Raw genomic sequence first — 17,017 nt, 5'->3', positions numbered from 1 at the left:
TGACAATCGAGGTTTACTGTAATAAACTCATTGCAATTAGGTTTATTTCAATAAACCCGTCGAAAGGGCCGATCAGAATGGAACCATACAAATTGTTTGATGCCGAATACAAATTCGCATGCCTGATTTGGGATAATGAACCCATTAATTCTACAGATCTTGTTAAGCTCAGCCAGACCAAACTTGGCTGGAAGAAGTCCACGACCTATACCGTTCTAAGAAAGCTCTGCGAGCGTGGGATCCTCAGGAACGAGGGAGCATTGGTTACTGCAATCATTAAGAAAACAGATGCACAGAAATACGAAAGCCAGACGGTTGTTGAAAAATCCTTTAACGGATCTTTGCCTCAGTTTTTAACCGCATTTCTAGGTGATAAGAAATTGTCTGAGAAGGAAGCGGAGGAGTTGAAGCGGATTATTGAGGAGGCAACTAAATGACGAATTTGTTTCTTATCATCCTTAATATGAGCATAACGGCAACCTACGTGGCACTTGCGGTTATCGTAGTGAGATTTCTTTTGAGGCGCGTTCCTAAAATATTCTCCTATATCCTATGGTTGGCCGTAGGCATCAGACTGGTCATCCCCGTTAGTTTTACTTCAGACTTCAGTTTATTGCGACTGATTCAGCCCCAGGCTATAACTAGCACAAGGTTTATGGAGTTTGTGCCAATGGATATCGGGATGCTCAAATATCCTGTTATGGACGCTGGATTTAGGGAGATTAGCCGTTTTGTAAATTCATCACTTCCAGCTGCTACTTCAATGGTAAGCGCGAACCCCATGCAAATCATCGTTTGGATCGGAAGTATAATCTGGGTGTCAGGCGCAGCCATTTTGCTTCTTTACAGCATCGCTTCGTATTTGAAAATGCTAAGTAGAGTTCGAACGGCTACTCTCGTTAAGGATAATGTTTTTGAGACTGATCAGATTACCACGCCATTTGTATTTGGTATGCTAAAGCCGAAAATATACATTCCGATCGGCTTAAGCGAACATGAACTGTCCTACATTTTATTGCATGAGCAAACGCATATCATGAGACGAGATTATTTGATCAAACCTTTTGCCTATCTGTTACTTATCGTTCATTGGTTTAATCCTCTTATGTGGCTGTCATATGCGCTTATGAGTAAAGATATGGAGATGTCCTGCGATGAGCGTGTCGTGAGCAAGATGGGTGACCAGATTAAAGGAGGCTATTCGACAGCTTTGCTTTCTTTTTCAATAAGAAGAAGCAATTTACTAACCGGTAGTCCGCTTGCCTTTGGTGAGAGTAATGTTAAAGCAAGAATTAAAAATATACTCTCCTATCGTAGGCCCTCTTCTTGGATGGTCGCAAGCTCAATAATCGTTATTGCAGCCTTGGTTGTAGGGTGTACGGCGAACCCTAAGTTTTTAGAGCAATCGTTGCAACCTTCCCCGCAGATAACTTATTCCGGATACAATATAGATAAGCTTATGAAGAGCAAAACACTTTATGTGGGTGACGCCAGTAAGGTAGGTGGACTAATTGGCGGAATGTCCCTACCTGAAGGTTTGGAAGGTAAAGGGATGGAGCTTCAAACAACGGCTGAGCCTTATGGAGTGACTATCAATTATGAAATAAATGACGCAACTGGAGCTGTAAAAGAAGGTGCTCTAAGTGGTGAAACCTATTATCGGAATTCTGTTCTGCTCTTAAGCCTGATAGATAATGTCGGTAGTATTACTTATTCGATTGTTGACAACACAGGTCACAATGATGGCACAGCACATAACTTCACGTTCACGAGAGAACAGGCCGACAAGCTTCTTGGTGAGGATGTTCGGCACTGTGCCACAGACGAAACAAGCTTGCGGAATCTAATTGATCGTTTAAAAAGTTTGCCTCTATACTAAAAGATGGTGTCCCTTAGTTATTCACTTTGGGGACACCGTTTTTTATTTTTCCAGCAGTTTTTTTATTTCATTTAGCTGTTCCTCAACTCTTTCTAACCGATGTTGATTTTCTTTTTGAATTTTTTCGGTTTCCCGTTGCGTTTTGGTGTTATCCATGATAACTAAAATGGTAAGTCCTGCACTAGAGATCGTTAGCCCTCTGGCTAGTTGATTAAGATCGAGTTGATTAAGGGCGAATATACAATCAGCAATCCCTGCTCCAATTAATATACCACCTATGGTTACAATTCCATTCCATTTCCATTTATCCGGGATCATATTATATTTCATCTAGAGTTCTCCTTCAGCTACAATAAAATCGTAGAATATGAACGCACATATCTAATTTTAATAAAAGCATAGATTCGAAGGAAATAAAAGCAAATTAGCTTCTAATTCACTATAAAGGTCGACGAAGTCCCTGTATATGGATAGATTTTTTGATCCCATCCATTTTTATAATTGCCGTAGTGAACGATTCGATAGGTTCCTGAGGCTGCTTCCTGTGGAATGTTCCATTCAATGGTCACTTGCGAGGTTGTACCGCCAGGGGTGACCCGTTTCCAAATGTACTTCGTATCCCAATCCCAGTCTCTTGAAACGACGGTCCATTTATCGCCATCTTTCCTTTGAACTTCTAAGAAAGTGGACTGCGTTTTGAGATCATTTTTGGGATGCCCGCCCCAGAAGGTGACAGTCGCAACATCTCCTTTGTTGTAAGAGGGTTCTACATTTTGCACAATACTGCCAAATTGCTTGCCAATAGGCACATCATCAAAAACTACACCTGTTTGGAAGTTGTTTTGCTTGTTACTTAAATCGATTGGTGTAGGGCCGTTGTCTAATGGTGTTCCATTTTTCAGAGAGGCTGCTAAATCGGCAAATTTCTGTTGATAAGCTGCAAGCGTCCAAGGTCCGAACAAGGTCGAAGCCCCTTCATAGTTCTGGGTATCGTATTCTTCTTTGGTCGTTACATAGTCTGAATAGGTGTTGGAAAGACCAGCTATGACGTAAAGGCCGTCTGGGTCGTCAGTTATAGATTGAACCGTATTGATTAATCTGCGCCCTGCCATGGTTGTAAACTCTGCAGGTACGGCTATGATTCTGAGCTGTCCGATTTTGAGGATTTGCAGTGGTAACACGTTAGGTGTCCATGGATAAGGCTGCCCCTTTGAGGTGGCAAATAGAATCGGCTTTGGATAATGAAGCGACCACAACTCAGGATAATATGTTCCCACAATAGGTCCAAAAAATGGCGTGATACCTATAAATGCTTGAGTTACACTTACTGCATTTGCAGAGCCAAACGGATAATCGTCTTGCGTCATACCTTCATGAAACATGGCTATATCACTTGGACCATCTTCGGCGCCAGTTGCAAAGGAATAGCCCATTGCTGCAGGAGCTGTATGTCTTTCTGTTCCATCCGCATACTCAGGTGCAACACTAATATTCTCGAAGTTAACAAATTGATGTCTAAAATCAACGGAACCGCTTAAATACTGTGTAGCCGTATCATTCAACTGGACTGCTGCTTCGTACTGCTTGCGTCCTGCGTATTCGGTACTTTCGAATTCATTGTTCCCATATCCCTTAACGCCGTTTCCGTAAATGTTGGGAGATACGTCTCCTTCATTGCTTTGTGCAAAGGCAGCAACAAATGTTTTGGTATTTGAATAATCGGTGTTCATACTCTTCTCGTACAAATAGGAGGCGTAGCCTTTATTGTCACCGCTGATAAGCGTATTGTATTTACTCATAGATGTACCATGCAGAGCAAACCAGTTCAGGGTTCCGATTGGTTGACCTGAAGTATTGATAAAATTCAAGCTTGTCATTGTTTTATCAACATCATCTGTATAGTTTTGTATTTCGGAAGCGGGGTTATTATGATAAGCGTCCAATGAGCGATTGACAGACACACCTTCCAATTGCCCGCGATTAATAGCAATGTGTCCTGGTTCCATATTGTTGTGAGCGTTTACAATTGACTGGTAGATGCCATTTACGATGACATCAAAGTTCTCTTTGATGAATCCCAAAATAGTGATGTTGTAAAGCGCGTAGTGAGAATAGCCACCAGGTCCAGCGTGCGTATGCGTGGAGCTAACCAGAACATTGCGATCCGAGTATAAGCCGCCGAATTTGGCTTGCAGTTTTTCAACGACCTTCTGTGTGACAGAACGAGGCATAATACCGAGATCAGCGCTAACAAAAACGACTCTGTTCGTATTTGCTGCATCACCGATGACAAACGCTCTCGAGCGTAGTCTAGTATGAATTCCAGCAGTAATTTGATCGGTGGAAGCATACCCCATCATTCTGACTTCAGCAGCATCCCCTGTAATGTCATAAATCCCTGCTCCTATGTTGTAGACATCATCGGGCGTGTCGGCATAGGCACTGGGGCCAGGCACGGAAAGGATTGTACTTAAAAGCAAAGCTAGAATCAGCAGTCCTTTTGTAAAAAGAAACTTTTTTCTCAGCATTCTTCTAATCATAGCTACCTCCTCATTATTTTGATAGAATTATCGTTATTTTTTAATACATATTGTTCAAATATGGAAATATGATAGCTATTCCACTTTGGCGGACTATCTAACATAACAAACAAGCATTTGATCATATAAATGGTGAGTGTAGCGGAAATGGCCGAAATGGCTGGCCTTTTTTGTTAGGAGTGTGATGTTGGTTGATAAAAGTTAAGGTTGGTTTGCGACCCATTGTAAGCAAGCTAAATTTACCCACTGTATTGAAAACAGCTATACTTCCGGGTGATTCAATTGAACGATTATTTATTGCAACCCAGGTAGGAGAGATCTTTTGCATAGGAAACGGAGTTATAAGGATTTTTTTGGATATTCGCTCGCGAATCATAAAACTAGGTGCCTCTAGTGGTGGATATGATGAACGGGGATTGCTAGGGCTGGCGTTTCATCCCGAATTTTATTATAATGGTCTGTTTTATCTCCATTATTCAGTAGCTGGAACCCAAGGTCCAGGTGCTCTTCCAGGTGCTTTTGAATCTTTTAAGCCTAACCCGTGTGATTCTAGAACCTTAAACCTAAAGTGGATAAATAGAGAAATTCAATATGATCATATTGATACAGTTGAAGAATGGATTGTACAATCGAATGGTCAACCTCAAAAACGGCGAACATTACTTAATATAAGAAGACCATTTTTAAATCATAATGGTGTCAATAGCTTAAACTTTTCACCTGAAACGGGAAAGCTTGTTTTAACAACTGGAGATGGAGGATCAGGCTATGATCCATTTAATTTAAGTCAGGATGATATGGAAATAGCGGGTAAAATTATTGAAATTGATGTAGATAAGCATTCATTTATCAATAACCCACCCGTAGTCACACGTTTTGATGAACTCCCAGCACCTATTCAGGAGACGCTTACGGTAATTGCCAAAGGGGTTCGCAATATGCCAGGTATTTCATATCAATGGTATTTTAATCAGTATATTAAATATGTGGGGAATGTTGGACAGGATTTGGTAGAGTCGATTTTTTCATTCGTTCATTATAAACCAATACCGGTTACTCAGCTTATTCAAGCTTCTTTAATGAAGTCTGAACTTGATCAAGAAGGATTTATTAACTTTGGCTGGCGAGGGTGGGAGGGTGCTTTTCCTACTTCGTTTATAAGGGGCTGCTCCCCAAATTCGACTTTGGATGAGAAAACAATTGCTTATTACGATGAAGCAATAAAAACGTCTGTGAAGCGTATTCCGCCTTTAATAAGTTATTATCATAAAGATCCCAGAACCGATAAGTTTGGAGGAACTGCACTTACTGGTGTCCAGTCCTATATGGGGAATCAAATTCCCGATTTAACGGGAAGTGTAGTGTTTACCGATCTTGCCCGGCATGAAGGAGCTGGGTCTCCGGTTAGAGGAGTTTTAGCTTACACTAGGGTAAGAATGGATTGCAAACTAAATGATTTTAGTGTTATTGAAATCGATTATAATTTTGGATCTCAATCAGCTTTTTATGTTAGTTTGGGAACGAATTTAGATCAGTCCAGACTATATTTAGGGGTTCATGGCTCTATGAAAGTAACTGATTTTAACCAAGGCACTGTTTTTGAAATTGTTCCATAATTACGATGAAAAGCGACCTTGTGAGGTCGCTTTTTTGTCTATGTGATTGTATAACTCTATTTTGCATGCTCATCTGGTTGATGAATGCCAAAAGTATTTCCTTCTGTGTCAATGTAATAACCTTGCCATGCCATTCCAGGCAGTGCATACTTTGGCAATGCGAGCTTACCGCCAAGATTAAGAATTCTTGTTTCAGTAGAATCGTAGTCTTCCACTCCTATAGTACATGCATAGCCATTCAAAGCCTGACCGGGCTCGGGGGAAGCACCTTGACGTTGCATCAAAGCCCCGTTGATTCCGAGTTCTTTTGCATCACCTGTCATAGCTCCGAAATAAGGCATCCCAGCATAGTCACTCCAATCCTCAAATGTCCATCCAAACACCTCGCCATAAAACATCTTAGCACGTTCCATGTCATTTACATGAATTTCGAAATGAACTAATCGACCCATAATTTCCTCCTATGGTTTGACTTCCTATATTTTCTATTATTATACTATCCTGTTTCATTAAAAATATAAACTATATTTGAAATTTCTAAATAAAACGGGTCTTCACTGCTATCAATCGAATACGATATAATTCAGAGCATGTACATCTAGTAAAAGATCAAATGGTGATAGGAGAATAAGAAGATGAGGAAGTATGTTGGTGAGCTTGGATTGCTGCTAGTTGCCGTCATTTGGGGGATCGGGTTTGTGGCGACTGCAATCTCGCTTGAGACATTAACGGCTTTTCAGGTAATGGCGATTCGATTCTTAATTGCTGCCTGTTTAATGTCGGTTATATTTATGAAGCATTTACGGACATTGAATCGTTCGGTAGTTCGAGCAGGAATCATGCTAGGAATATTTATGTTCCTTGGCTTTGTTTTGCAGACGGTTGGGTTGCAGTATACGACGCCATCGAAGAATGCCTTCTTAACCGCAGTTAACGTTGTTATTGTCCCGTTTATCGGATATATGCTTTATCGAAGAAGAGTTGATAAATTTGGATTGCTCGGTACGCTTCTAGCTATTCTAGGTGTTGGTGTATTATCGTTAGAGGCGCAGTTTAGTCTCAATCTTGGCGATGGCTTGACCTTGCTATGTGCGATCTGCTTTGCCTTTCATATCTTCTTTACAGGTGAGTTTGTCAAAAAGCATTCGCCAATCGGACTGACAATTGTTCAAATGATAACGGCATGTTTACTATCCGTTATTGTTGTTATTTTTCGGGGAGAAGCGCTACATATTAACTTTGCCAGCAAGGGGATTCTCGCAACAGTATACTTAGGCGTGATTAGTACGACAATCGCCTTTTTGCTGCAGACGATCGCACAGAAACATACAACGGAGACGAAGGCGGCGATTATTTTATCAACGGAGGCTTTGTTTGGTGCTCTGTTCTCCGTATTGATTCTGCATGAGATACTGACGATACGTATGGTGATCGGTATTATCTTAATTTTGGCAGCGATAATTGTTGCGGAGACTAAGATTGATTTTCTGCTTCAGAAGAAAGTAAGTAAACATTAAACGGCGACAGTTAAAGAAAGTTGATAATTTGCAATTTTTTTGAAATTATTTGAGCGGATTTATCCATTTAATGGTATATTATTTTTATATGAATGTCATATAAAATGGGAGCTGCTCTAGAATGATAGGGAATGCGACGGAGAAAGAACGGACGATATTTGAACATGTTGGAAATAGGATTAAGACAGAGGATCGGGAGGTTCGAATACTCGCCAAATACGAGGAACCGCTGATTGTCGTATTAGGAAATGTGCTTAGTGATGAGGAATGCGATAAGCTTATCGACCTGTCCAAGGAACGACTACAACGCTCGAGAATTGGGGAAGACCGTGAGGTCAATACGATTAGAACGAGTAGAGGGGTGTTCTGTGAAGAGAAAGAGAATGAGACGGTTACACGAATTGAGAAGCGAATCTCGCAAATTATGAATATCCCTATTGAGCATGGCGATGGCTTGCAAGTCCTGCTATACACTCCCGGTCAAGAGTATAAGCCCCATTATGATTTCTTTGCAGAGACGAGTCGAGCAAGTAACAATAATCGCATAAGTACGCTCGTGATGTATTTGAATGATGTGGAGGAAGGCGGAGCGACGGCATTTCCTACACTTAATTTGTCTGTTTTCCCTTGCAAAGGAATGGCTGTCTACTTTGAGTATTTTTATAGCAATCATGAATTAAATGAGCTTACGCTGCATGCAGGAACACCTGTGATCCAAGGTGAGAAATGGGTGGCAACGATGTGGATGAGAAGACAAAGCTTTCGTGTGTCATAGAAGAATCGGACTACTATGCTAGAGGATTTGCTGTGACAGTCTGGTTTTAGTAATGCAAAAAGCGATGAGGAATAAAATTCCCGTCGCTTTTTTGAACTATCGTACCCGTTAACGCAATGGTCTATGATCTTCGTGTTACGTTTCTCATTACAAATTGGTCTAATAAAAGATTTTTGTATTGGTTCTATATCATATACCAATAAGCTAATATAATTAATTTATACTAATCTTTGTTACTCTTATTATATTTGAAAGGATGATCCTATATCGCAGGAATATCGAATAAACAAATCTCGATTGACATTGTGCCACTGAGAGTAGAGGACCGTAACCGCTGGAACATCTTAGCTCGAGGCTATAAAACCTTTTATGAGACTGAACTCCCCGACTCAACATATGATGAGGTGTGGCACCGATTGCTGAACGGCGATGGTGTATATGGTTTTGGCGCGCACCTACAAGGAAATTTGGTCGGTATAGCTCACTACCTATTCCATCGCACTATCTGGATGGAAGATGCCTGCTACCTGCAAGATCTATTCGTCGACGAAGCTGCTCGGGGGCATGGGATAGCTCGCGCGCTCATAGAGCGGGTCGCGAAATCGGCGCGCGAACATAACGCTTCTCGATTCTACTGGCAAACTCGTCAAGACAATACCACAGCTCGTTTGCTCTATGACAAGGTCGCCAATCACAAGGGGTTCATTCGTTATGATTATCCGCTAGAGTAAAATATACCAAACTAAGAACTTTAAAACGGTCTAATGACCGACATATATAAATCAATAAGATATAAAAAATTTCCATATTATTTAATCCATTGAAACCTTTTGCTTGTAATTCATGTATTATTAGGATAATGGGATAAACACAAAGGGAGTGATGTAACATGGGAATTTTATCAAGGCTGCGAGATATTATGAAGGTTAATGTTAACTCTTTAGTGGAACGAACGGATGATCCGGAGAAGACGATTGATGAATATATGAGAAACCTGAATAGCGACTTGGGTAAGGTAAAAGCCGAAACAGCTTCAGTGCTCGCTGATGAGCGAAGAGCAAAGACGCTGCTCGACGAGTGTAATGCCGAGATCAAGAAGCTACAACGCTATGCGGAGAAGTCTGTGGAAGCGGGGAATGAGGATGAATCGCTCAAATTCCTGGAGAGAAAAGCAATGCTTGCTGAGAAATTAACCGAGCTGCAGGCTGCTTACGATCTCGCCTCCTCAAATGCTGCAAGCATGAAACAAATGCAGGATAAGCTTGTATCGGACTTGGGACAGCTGGAGGCTAAGCGTATAGAGCTTAAGGGAAAGCTGGCTGCTACAAAGCTGCAGCAGGGTTCCGGTATTAAGGCTTCCTTTCAAGAGATGGATGAACGGGTGACACAAGCCTTGAATGAAGCGACTGCTTTGGCTGAGCTAAGGGCTGAAGCGGAGGAAGACGACCTGGATACGCTGATCGCGCAATTGCAGCAAAATCCAAAAAAAGAATAGAATTGCTGGCTATATCTTACGTAATCTGAGGTGAGTGAATGAACACGATTCAATTTAAATGTCCAAACTGCGGTAGCGGCATGATCTTCGACTCAGAGACGGGGGCGTTATCGTGTCAAAGTTGTGGAAGAAAGGATAATATCGAGCAGAATCATGATCCTTTTGAACAGGGAAATTTCTCTGGGGGTGAAGTTCAGGAGTATCATTGTACAAGCTGTGGTGCTGTCATTGCTGCCGAACCCGAAACGATGGCGACCGTCTGCAGCTTCTGTAACTCGGCTGTCGTTCTTGGTGATCGCGTAAGTGGGAAGCTGACCCCAGCGCTGGTCATTCCTTTCTCGATTAACAAGGAGAAGGCGATGAAGGCTTTCCGAAAATGGTGCAGAAACGGTCTTCTTACGCCAAGTGGATTTATGACAGCGGATCGTGTCAAAGGTATAACCGGCATGTATGTACCCTTCTGGTTATATGAATTGCATAACAAAGTGGAAGTAACGGGTCATGCCACGAGAGTGAGTAGCTATACAAAAGGTGACTACCAATACACGGAAACGCAGCATTTTGACATCTATAGAAAACTTAATCTGAATTATGTGAAGGTGCCGATTGACTCGTCAGAGAAAATGCAAGATAAGCTGATGGATCGGCTGGAACCTTTTTCTTATGATCAGCTTAAGAGCTTTAAAACCCCGTATCTGGCAGGTTATACTGCGGATAAATATAGTTATACGGATACAGAGCTATTGCCACGGGCAAAGGATAAAATCAGAGAGTATATTGAATCCTCGATTAGGTCGGCAGTGTCAGGCTATTCGACTGTTCAGTTTACGGATAAGCAAATTGATACAAATGTCAAGAATACAGACTATTGTATGCTTCCAATATGGGTAGTTCACTATGACTATAACAAATTGGATTACATGTTTGCCATGAATGGTCAGACGGGGAAGGTCGTCGGCAAGCCTCCAATTAGCATGTTGAAGGTTACGGCATGGTTTGCGGGTATATCCGGTGTCTCTTTCCTTGCTTTAAAAACAATCTCATGGATGTTAGGGGGAGGTTTCCTGTGAAAAGGCAAAGAGTGGTTCTGGCAGCTCTGTTCCTTTTTTTGGTGTATCTAGTTGCCCCCTTTCAAGTCATGGCAGCAGCAGCGGGAGAAAAGAAGTTGATCTATGATGATGCGAAGCTGCTTACGCCTCAAGAATACAATGAGCTAAATACGATGGCGAATGAATATGGTGCCAAAAGAGAAACGGATTTTATCATCATTACTACAAAGAACACTGACAACATTGATATAGAGAAGATGACAGGAGATTTCTATGATCAGAATGGGCCTGGCTACGACAAGCCTCATGGTAATGCAGCCATTTTGGCGCTGGATATGAGGAATCGGGATGTGTATTTAGCTGGATTTTATAAGGCTAAGGCGTATCTGGACGATGGCAGGCTTGATAAAATACGGAATAAGATTACACCGGATCTATCAGATGGCAATTATAAACTGGCATTCGAAACCTATATCAAAACCTCCTATAAATATATGGGCTTTGAGCCTGGTGTGAATCCAGATAATATTTTGTTTAATATATGGGTTCAATTGGGAGGGGCCTTGGCTATTGGAGGTATTGTCGTTGGTATAATGGCTTACCGTTCAGGCGGGCGCGTAACTGTTAATTCGCATACCTACGAGGATGCAAGCACTTCAGGGATTGTGGATCGGCAGGATCAGTACATTCGAACAACCGTAACCAAGCGAAAAATTGAAAAGAGTTCAGGCAGCGGCTCTGGTGGTGGAGGAATTACCGGAGGCGGGCATTCTCATAGTGGCAGTAGAGGTAAATTTTAATGTAAAGGAAGGGTTATGATATGGCATTTTTCAAAAATCAGTTTTCAAACGTTGTAGAGTGGGAAGAGTTTAGAGATGATATGATTTTCTGGAAATGGAGCAACCGAGAGATTAAGAAAGGAAGTAAACTGATCATTCGCTCAGGGCAAGATGCCATTTTTGTGAACAATGGTAAGATTGAGGGGATATTTCAGGAGGATGGGGAATACAACATTGATTCCGAAATCATTCCATTCTTGTCCACTTTAAAAGGATTCAAATTCGGCTTCAACAGCGGCATGAGAGTAGAAGTTTTATTCGTGAATACCAAGGAATTTACGGTTAAATGGGGGACGCAAAATCCGATTTTGATTCCTGCTCCACAGCTTCCGGGCGGCATGCCAATTCGTGCAAACGGAACGTTTAATTTTAAAGTGAATGATTATGTAAGGCTGATTGATAAGATTGCAGGCATGAAAGATAGCTATCTTGTTGATGATATCAAAATCCGTATTACCTCCGTGTTGGATCAACTGTTAATGAAGTGGATCAGCAAGGAAGGGAAGAATATGTTCAATCTGCAAGCAAATGCTTATGAAATTGCCAAAGGGATTCGTGAGGATTTGGATATGGAAGTCATGGATAACGGAATGACGATTACCGGTTTCCAGGTGATGAGCTTTAATTATCCGCAAGAAATTCAGGATATGATCACGAAGACGGCTTCACACGAAATGATTGGTAACTTGCAGAAATATCAGCAGGTTAGCATGACCGATGCAATGGCTTCTGGTAAATCACATGGCGGCGGGACTGCTTCGGACATGGCAGGCATGATGATGGGAATGAATATCGCGAATGAAATGATGAAAAATATGAATGCCAACCAGAATCAAGCTTCTGGTGGCGGTAATTCTAATGCTCCGCAAGGCGGCAGTAAGCCGAACTTCTGCCCTAACTGTGGTGCGAAAAACGAAGGCGCTAACTTCTGTTCGAATTGCGGCCAGAAGCTAGGCTAATTAGCTCGGATTAATGAATGCAATTGAGGACTGAATATTTTATAGACCAGCAACCCCACCTGAATGAGGATGGGGTTGTAGTTTTTTTAGATCAGATCGTCGTCTTTTTGATTGTCCAAATTGGGAATTTTTTCTCAATTTTAAATCGAGAATAGGATATCATCGAATCTATAAAAACAATTGTGGTTCTACGATTAGAAGGAAGAGCATGCCTGATTTCAAGATAGAGGACCTTGGCTTTAGAATAGCACTGACAAAACCATGAGAGTTGATAATCAGTTATTAAGCATGATATAAGTGTAAAAGAAGATAATGAGAGGATTTGAGCTTAAATTGAAAGAAAATTTTTGGCGTGATTTGCCACGACCATTTTTCGTGCTTGCACCAATGGAAGATGTGACGGATGTTGTTTTTCGACATGTGGTAATTCAAGCAGGCAGACCTGATGTGTTTTTTACAGAGTTTGCAAATACGGAGAGCTATTGTCACCCAGATGGACACAAAAGTGTACGTGGACGTTTGATGTTTACAGAGGATGAACAGCCTATGGTTGCACATATTTGGGGGGATAAGCCTGAATATTTTCGTCAAATGAGTATCGGGATGGCAGAGCTAGGATTTAAAGGCATAGATATTAATATGGGCTGTCCTGTTCCAAATGTGGCAACGAGGGGGAAGGGAAGTGGCCTTATTCTTCGCCCAGATGCTGCAGCAGAAATTATCCAAGCAGCAAAAGTGGGAGGACTGCCTGTAAGTGTGAAAACAAGACTTGGATACACGGATGTAGACGAGTGGCATGAGTGGCTTACACATATATTAAAACAAAATATTGCGAACCTTTCTATACATTTACGTACAAGGCAGGAAATGAGTCAAGTGGATGCCCATTGGGAATTAATTCCGGAAATTAAAAAGTTACGTGATGAAGTAGCACCAAATACTCTTCTAACCATTAACGGAGACATTCCCGACCGTGAAACAGGGCTAAAGCTTGTGGAGCAATATGGTGTAGATGGCGTTATGATTGGACGTGGAATATTTAGTAATCCGTTTGCTTTTGAAAAAGAAGCAAAAGAGCATAGTCCGAAAGAATACCTGGATCTTCTTAAATTACACCTTGATCTTCATGATCAATATCTCGAAGAGCTGCCACGTGCAATGTCAGGGCTTCAGCGCTTCTTCAAAATATATGTCAAAGGCTTCCGCGGGGCTAGCGAATTAAGACATCAAATGATGAATACAAAGTCAACGGAAGAAGTACGTGCACTGCTCGATAACTTTGAAAAGAATGTTGACGGGTGCTGATCCAATACCCCCAAGGAATCTTGGGTCAAGTCTGAAGCTCAGGTGTAGTTTGCATCTGGGCTTTTGTTAAACAGTGTTATGGCTGGTAGCCTAGCCCCCCTGATCTTCGGACAGGGGTAAAAATTCTTCGCATCCACCATGAAACCCTCGACTGGTTAGGTCGAGGGTTTTCTACGTATCGAAATTAGCCGTGATTAGGGGAAGCCAGATGCATTTCCCTTCGTTGAAGGTTGATAAATAAGCTATTTTTCGATCTTTTTTTGCGTTTGTACTACTTTCGGATGACGCCTTATTCTCTGAGATCAACTATACTCTAGCCTATGGAGAGCTTCATAAGGCGTACCGGCTAAGTATGAATGCCAGAATGCCAATTGATTAGAAGGAGAATATTTGATGAGCAAAATCTTAATTTTCGGTGGTACCGGAGATGATAGAATGTCAGATTTGAAAGTATCAAATATGCTAAAGGGGAATCTTGTGTGAAACGAAAACAGAATGTAGGCAAATTTATATTATCCTTCTGCCTGGTAGTTTTGCTTGTCTTGCAGACGTTGACGTTCTCTGCTACCGCATATGCGGGAAGTGCGCCCGGTGATTCTGGGACGGTAGTAGTGAGCGAATTTGATCCGTCGAACGAGATCGAGCCATCGGGATCTGAGACGGTGTTCGATGCACCTGAAGGACAGCTTCCCGTATCTATGATGGCAAGTCCGATGCCTGAGTACAGCATCACAATGAGGTCTAACAGCAACGCTTCCGAAAACGGTTGGATTAATCAGGCTGCTTTTGTAGAGGGTGCAATCGAGTGGCAGGTGGAAATTGCCGCCACGGATATGTCGGATCCTACTATACTGCTGCCGCTCGCAGATCTGAAGTTTTACGACGCGCTCGATCCGGTGGCGATAGGCACTTATGTGGAAAGCTCCTTCAAGGTAAACGGTGTAGCGGCAACGCCGGATAACGGCACCACGAATGCGCTGGCCTACACCTTCCCAGCGGGCTTCGGTGAACATGCGATGATTACCTTCAAGACGTGGATTCCAAAGGAGAAGTATTACCGTGAGTATAACGCCGGTGATAGTGGGTGGCAGACCGTCACAAATGCTGTGGAGCTGAGGGACGCGTCCGATAATAAGCTGCTTTCCTCGAGCCCGTGGAGCGTCGCCCTCAAGCCCGACTGGATTCAAATGATCGGTACGCTGGACAAGCAGGCGAACCCTGCAGACCCGCGTACCATTACATGGACGATTGACGTCAATAAGAATTACAGCAAACAAGGCCTTAAAGACTTCACCATTACCGATGCTTTGCCGGCCGGCCTTACCTTCAAATCGGCAGCCTATCAGTTATGGAACAGCGGCACAAATGACTGGTTCGTAACAAATGAACTGATTACCCCCAGCGCAAACAATGTGTACACGATTGGGGATGTGAATGGCCCCATTCGGCTGGTCATTGTGTCTGAAGTTACTGGCAATACAACCAGCTTTACCAACAAGGCCATCACCCAGTGGAAGCTGGATGTCAATACCGTGCAGGACAATACCCAAACTACTGTGTGGGACACCGCCACTGTCAACTCGTCGCCGTCGATCACCGCTCAGCCGAGCAATTCCACCATTGCAGTCGGGGGGAACACAACTTTCTCCGTGTCGGCGTCGAACACGACGGGTTACCAATGGCAGGTAGATCAGGGCGCAGGATATACGAATATTTCGAATGGAGCGCCGTACAGCGGAGCGACAACAGCGACGCTGACGATCACCGGGGCAACGGCAAGGATGAATGGCTATATCTACCGTGTAATTGCCAGTGGTTTGGCAACGCCTGATGCGGCATCGAACGGTGCGACGCTGACGGTGAACTCGCCGCCATCGATCATCGCTCAGCCGAGCAGTTCCACCATTGCCGCCGGGGGGAACACAACTTTCTCCGTGTTGGCGTCGAACACGACGGGTTACCAATGGCAGGTAGATCAGGGCGCAGGATATACGAATATTTCGAATGGAGCGCCGTACAGCGGAGCGACAACAGCGACGCTGACGATCACCGGGGCAACGGCAAGGATGAATGGCTATATCTACCGTGTAATTGCCAGTGGTTTGGCAACGCCTGATGCGGCATCGAACGGTGCGACGCTGACGGTGAACTCGCCGCCATCGATCATCGCTCAGCCGAGCAGTTCCACCATTGCCGCCGGGGGGAACACAACTTTCTCCGTGTTGGCGTCGAACACGACGGGTTACCAATGGCAGGTAGATCAGGGCGCAGGATATACGAATATTTCGAATGGAGCGCCGTACAGCGGAGCGACAACAGCGACGCTGACGATCACCGGGGCAACGGCAAGGATGAATGGCTATATCTACCGTGTAATTGCCAGTGGTTTGGCAACGCCTGATGCGGCATCGAACGGTGCGACGCTGACGGTGAACTCGCCGCCATCGATCATCGCTCAGCCGAGCAGTTCCACCATTGCCGCCGGGGGGAACACAACTTTCTCCGTGTTGGCGTCGAACACGACGGGTTACCAATGGCAGGTAGATCAGGGCGCAGGATATACGAATATTTCGAATGGAGCGCCGTACAGCGGAGCGACAACAGCGACGCTGACGATCACCGGGGCAACGGCAAGGATGAATGGCTATATCTACCGTGTAATTGCCAGTGGTTTGGCAACGCCTGATGCGGCATCGAACGGTGCGACGCTGACGGTGAACTCGCCGCCATCGATCATCGCTCAGCCGAGCAGTTCCACCATTGCCGCCGGGGGGAACACAACTTTCTCCGTGTTGGCGTCGAACACGACGGGTTACCAATGGCAGGTAGATCAGGGCGCAGGATATACGAATATTTCGAATGGAGCGCCGTACAGCGGAGCGACAACAGCGACGCTGACGATCACCGGGGCAACGGCAAGGATGAATGGCTATATCTACCGTGTAATTGCCAGTGGTTTGGCAACGCCTGATGCGGCATCGAACGGTGCGACGCTGACGGTGAACTCGCCGCCATCGATCATCGCTCAGCCGAGCAGTTCCAC

The 17,017-nt window shown here is 43.6% G+C and carries 14 protein-coding genes and 1 pseudogene; 12 read left to right on the top strand and 3 right to left on the bottom strand.

From position 1 onward, the window contains the following. The first annotated feature begins 77 nt into the window (after window positions 1-77). Entirely contained in the window at window positions 78-437 is a 360-nt protein-coding gene (locus E0485_RS17180; RefSeq protein ID WP_132419311.1) for a BlaI/MecI/CopY family transcriptional regulator, read from the top strand. Beyond that, a complete protein-coding gene (locus tag E0485_RS17175; RefSeq protein ID WP_132419310.1) occupies window positions 434-1,879 on the top strand; it encodes a M56 family metallopeptidase in 1,446 nt (481 codons plus the stop codon). The genes E0485_RS17180 and E0485_RS17175 overlap by 4 nt, the downstream gene beginning before the upstream one ends. A 42-nt stretch (window positions 1,880-1,921) precedes the next feature. Here the strand turns inward: E0485_RS17175 and E0485_RS17170 are convergent, their stop codons facing one another. Together E0485_RS17170 and E0485_RS17165 are read right to left on the bottom strand one after the other, a co-directional pair. Next, window positions 1,922-2,209, bottom strand: a complete 288-nt coding sequence (locus tag E0485_RS17170; RefSeq protein ID WP_132419309.1) for a hypothetical protein — start codon at window positions 2,207-2,209, stop codon at window positions 1,922-1,924. A 101-nt stretch (window positions 2,210-2,310) separates the two neighbouring features. Continuing rightward, window positions 2,311-4,419: a neutral/alkaline ceramidase gene (locus E0485_RS17165; protein WP_207911006.1), complete on the bottom strand. Its 2,109-nt coding sequence runs from the start codon at window positions 4,417-4,419 to the stop codon at window positions 2,311-2,313. Window positions 4,420-4,610: 191 nt separating this feature from the next. Between E0485_RS17165 and E0485_RS17160 the strand changes: the two genes are divergently transcribed. Further along, window positions 4,611-6,035, top strand: a complete 1,425-nt coding sequence (locus tag E0485_RS17160; RefSeq protein WP_132419308.1) for a PQQ-dependent sugar dehydrogenase — start codon at window positions 4,611-4,613, stop codon at window positions 6,033-6,035. 56 nt (window positions 6,036-6,091) lie between these two features. Here the strand turns inward: E0485_RS17160 and E0485_RS17155 are convergent, their stop codons facing one another. Next, window positions 6,092-6,487 carry a VOC family protein gene (locus tag E0485_RS17155; RefSeq protein ID WP_132419307.1) on the bottom strand — a complete coding sequence of 132 codons (396 nt, stop codon included), beginning with the start codon at window positions 6,485-6,487 and terminating at the stop codon, window positions 6,092-6,094. Window positions 6,488-6,670: 183 nt separating this feature from the next. On the opposite strand from E0485_RS17155, the gene E0485_RS17150 reads away from it, so the two are divergent. The 9 genes and pseudogenes from E0485_RS17150 to E0485_RS17105 all read left to right on the top strand — a co-directional run. Continuing rightward, window positions 6,671-7,552, top strand: a complete 882-nt coding sequence (locus tag E0485_RS17150; protein WP_132419306.1) for a DMT family transporter — start codon at window positions 6,671-6,673, stop codon at window positions 7,550-7,552. A gap of 121 nt (window positions 7,553-7,673) precedes the next feature. Beyond that, complete coding sequence (locus E0485_RS17145; protein WP_132419305.1) at window positions 7,674-8,327, top strand: 2OG-Fe(II) oxygenase; 654 nt, start codon at window positions 7,674-7,676, stop codon at window positions 8,325-8,327. Between the two features lie 305 nt (window positions 8,328-8,632). Beyond that, window positions 8,633-9,058, top strand: coding sequence for a GNAT family N-acetyltransferase (locus E0485_RS17140; RefSeq protein WP_268957604.1), 426 nt, complete (start codon window positions 8,633-8,635; stop codon window positions 9,056-9,058). Window positions 9,059-9,216: 158 nt separating this feature from the next. After that, window positions 9,217-9,822 carry a PspA/IM30 family protein gene (locus tag E0485_RS17135; protein WP_132419303.1) on the top strand — a complete coding sequence of 202 codons (606 nt, stop codon included), beginning with the start codon at window positions 9,217-9,219 and terminating at the stop codon, window positions 9,820-9,822. 38 nt (window positions 9,823-9,860) lie between these two features. Next, window positions 9,861-10,892: a TFIIB-type zinc ribbon-containing protein gene (locus tag E0485_RS17130; RefSeq protein ID WP_132419302.1), complete on the top strand. Its 1,032-nt coding sequence runs from the start codon at window positions 9,861-9,863 to the stop codon at window positions 10,890-10,892. Next, window positions 10,889-11,671, top strand: coding sequence for a TPM domain-containing protein (locus tag E0485_RS17125; RefSeq protein WP_132419301.1), 783 nt, complete (start codon window positions 10,889-10,891; stop codon window positions 11,669-11,671). The genes E0485_RS17130 and E0485_RS17125 overlap by 4 nt, the downstream gene beginning before the upstream one ends. A gap of 20 nt (window positions 11,672-11,691) precedes the next feature. Continuing rightward, complete coding sequence (locus tag E0485_RS17120) at window positions 11,692-12,669, top strand: SPFH domain-containing protein (RefSeq protein ID WP_132419300.1); 978 nt, start codon at window positions 11,692-11,694, stop codon at window positions 12,667-12,669. A 312-nt stretch (window positions 12,670-12,981) separates the two neighbouring features. Further along, window positions 12,982-13,974, top strand: coding sequence for a tRNA dihydrouridine synthase (locus E0485_RS17110; protein WP_207911005.1), 993 nt, complete (start codon window positions 12,982-12,984; stop codon window positions 13,972-13,974). A 479-nt stretch (window positions 13,975-14,453) separates the two neighbouring features. After that, window positions 14,454-17,017, top strand: a pseudogene (locus tag E0485_RS17105) (hypothetical protein); the annotation flags it as partial.

It is taken from the genome of Paenibacillus albiflavus, from assembly GCF_004344915.1.
GTDB lineage: Bacteria > Bacillota > Bacilli > Paenibacillales > NBRC-103111 > Paenibacillus_AM > Paenibacillus_AM albiflavus.
This window is presented reverse-complemented; position numbering and strand designations above follow the sequence as displayed.

Coding starts and splice junctions, on each gene's coding strand:
- E0485_RS17180 (WP_132419311.1), top strand. CDS start 78: ATGGAACCATACAAATTGTTTGATGCCGAATACAAATTCGCATGCCTG.
- E0485_RS17175 (WP_132419310.1), top strand. CDS start 434: ATGACGAATTTGTTTCTTATCATCCTTAATATGAGCATAACGGCAACC.
- E0485_RS17170 (WP_132419309.1), bottom strand. CDS start 2,209: ATGAAATATAATATGATCCCGGATAAATGGAAATGGAATGGAATTGTA.
- E0485_RS17165 (WP_207911006.1), bottom strand. CDS start 4,419: ATGATTAGAAGAATGCTGAGAAAAAAGTTTCTTTTTACAAAAGGACTG.
- E0485_RS17155 (WP_132419307.1), bottom strand. CDS start 6,487: ATGGGTCGATTAGTTCATTTCGAAATTCATGTAAATGACATGGAACGT.
- E0485_RS17150 (WP_132419306.1), top strand. CDS start 6,671: ATGAGGAAGTATGTTGGTGAGCTTGGATTGCTGCTAGTTGCCGTCATT.
- E0485_RS17145 (WP_132419305.1), top strand. CDS start 7,674: ATGATAGGGAATGCGACGGAGAAAGAACGGACGATATTTGAACATGTT.
- E0485_RS17135 (WP_132419303.1), top strand. CDS start 9,217: ATGGGAATTTTATCAAGGCTGCGAGATATTATGAAGGTTAATGTTAAC.
- E0485_RS17130 (WP_132419302.1), top strand. CDS start 9,861: ATGAACACGATTCAATTTAAATGTCCAAACTGCGGTAGCGGCATGATC.
- E0485_RS17120 (WP_132419300.1), top strand. CDS start 11,692: ATGGCATTTTTCAAAAATCAGTTTTCAAACGTTGTAGAGTGGGAAGAG.
- E0485_RS17110 (WP_207911005.1), top strand. CDS start 12,982: ATGAGAGGATTTGAGCTTAAATTGAAAGAAAATTTTTGGCGTGATTTG.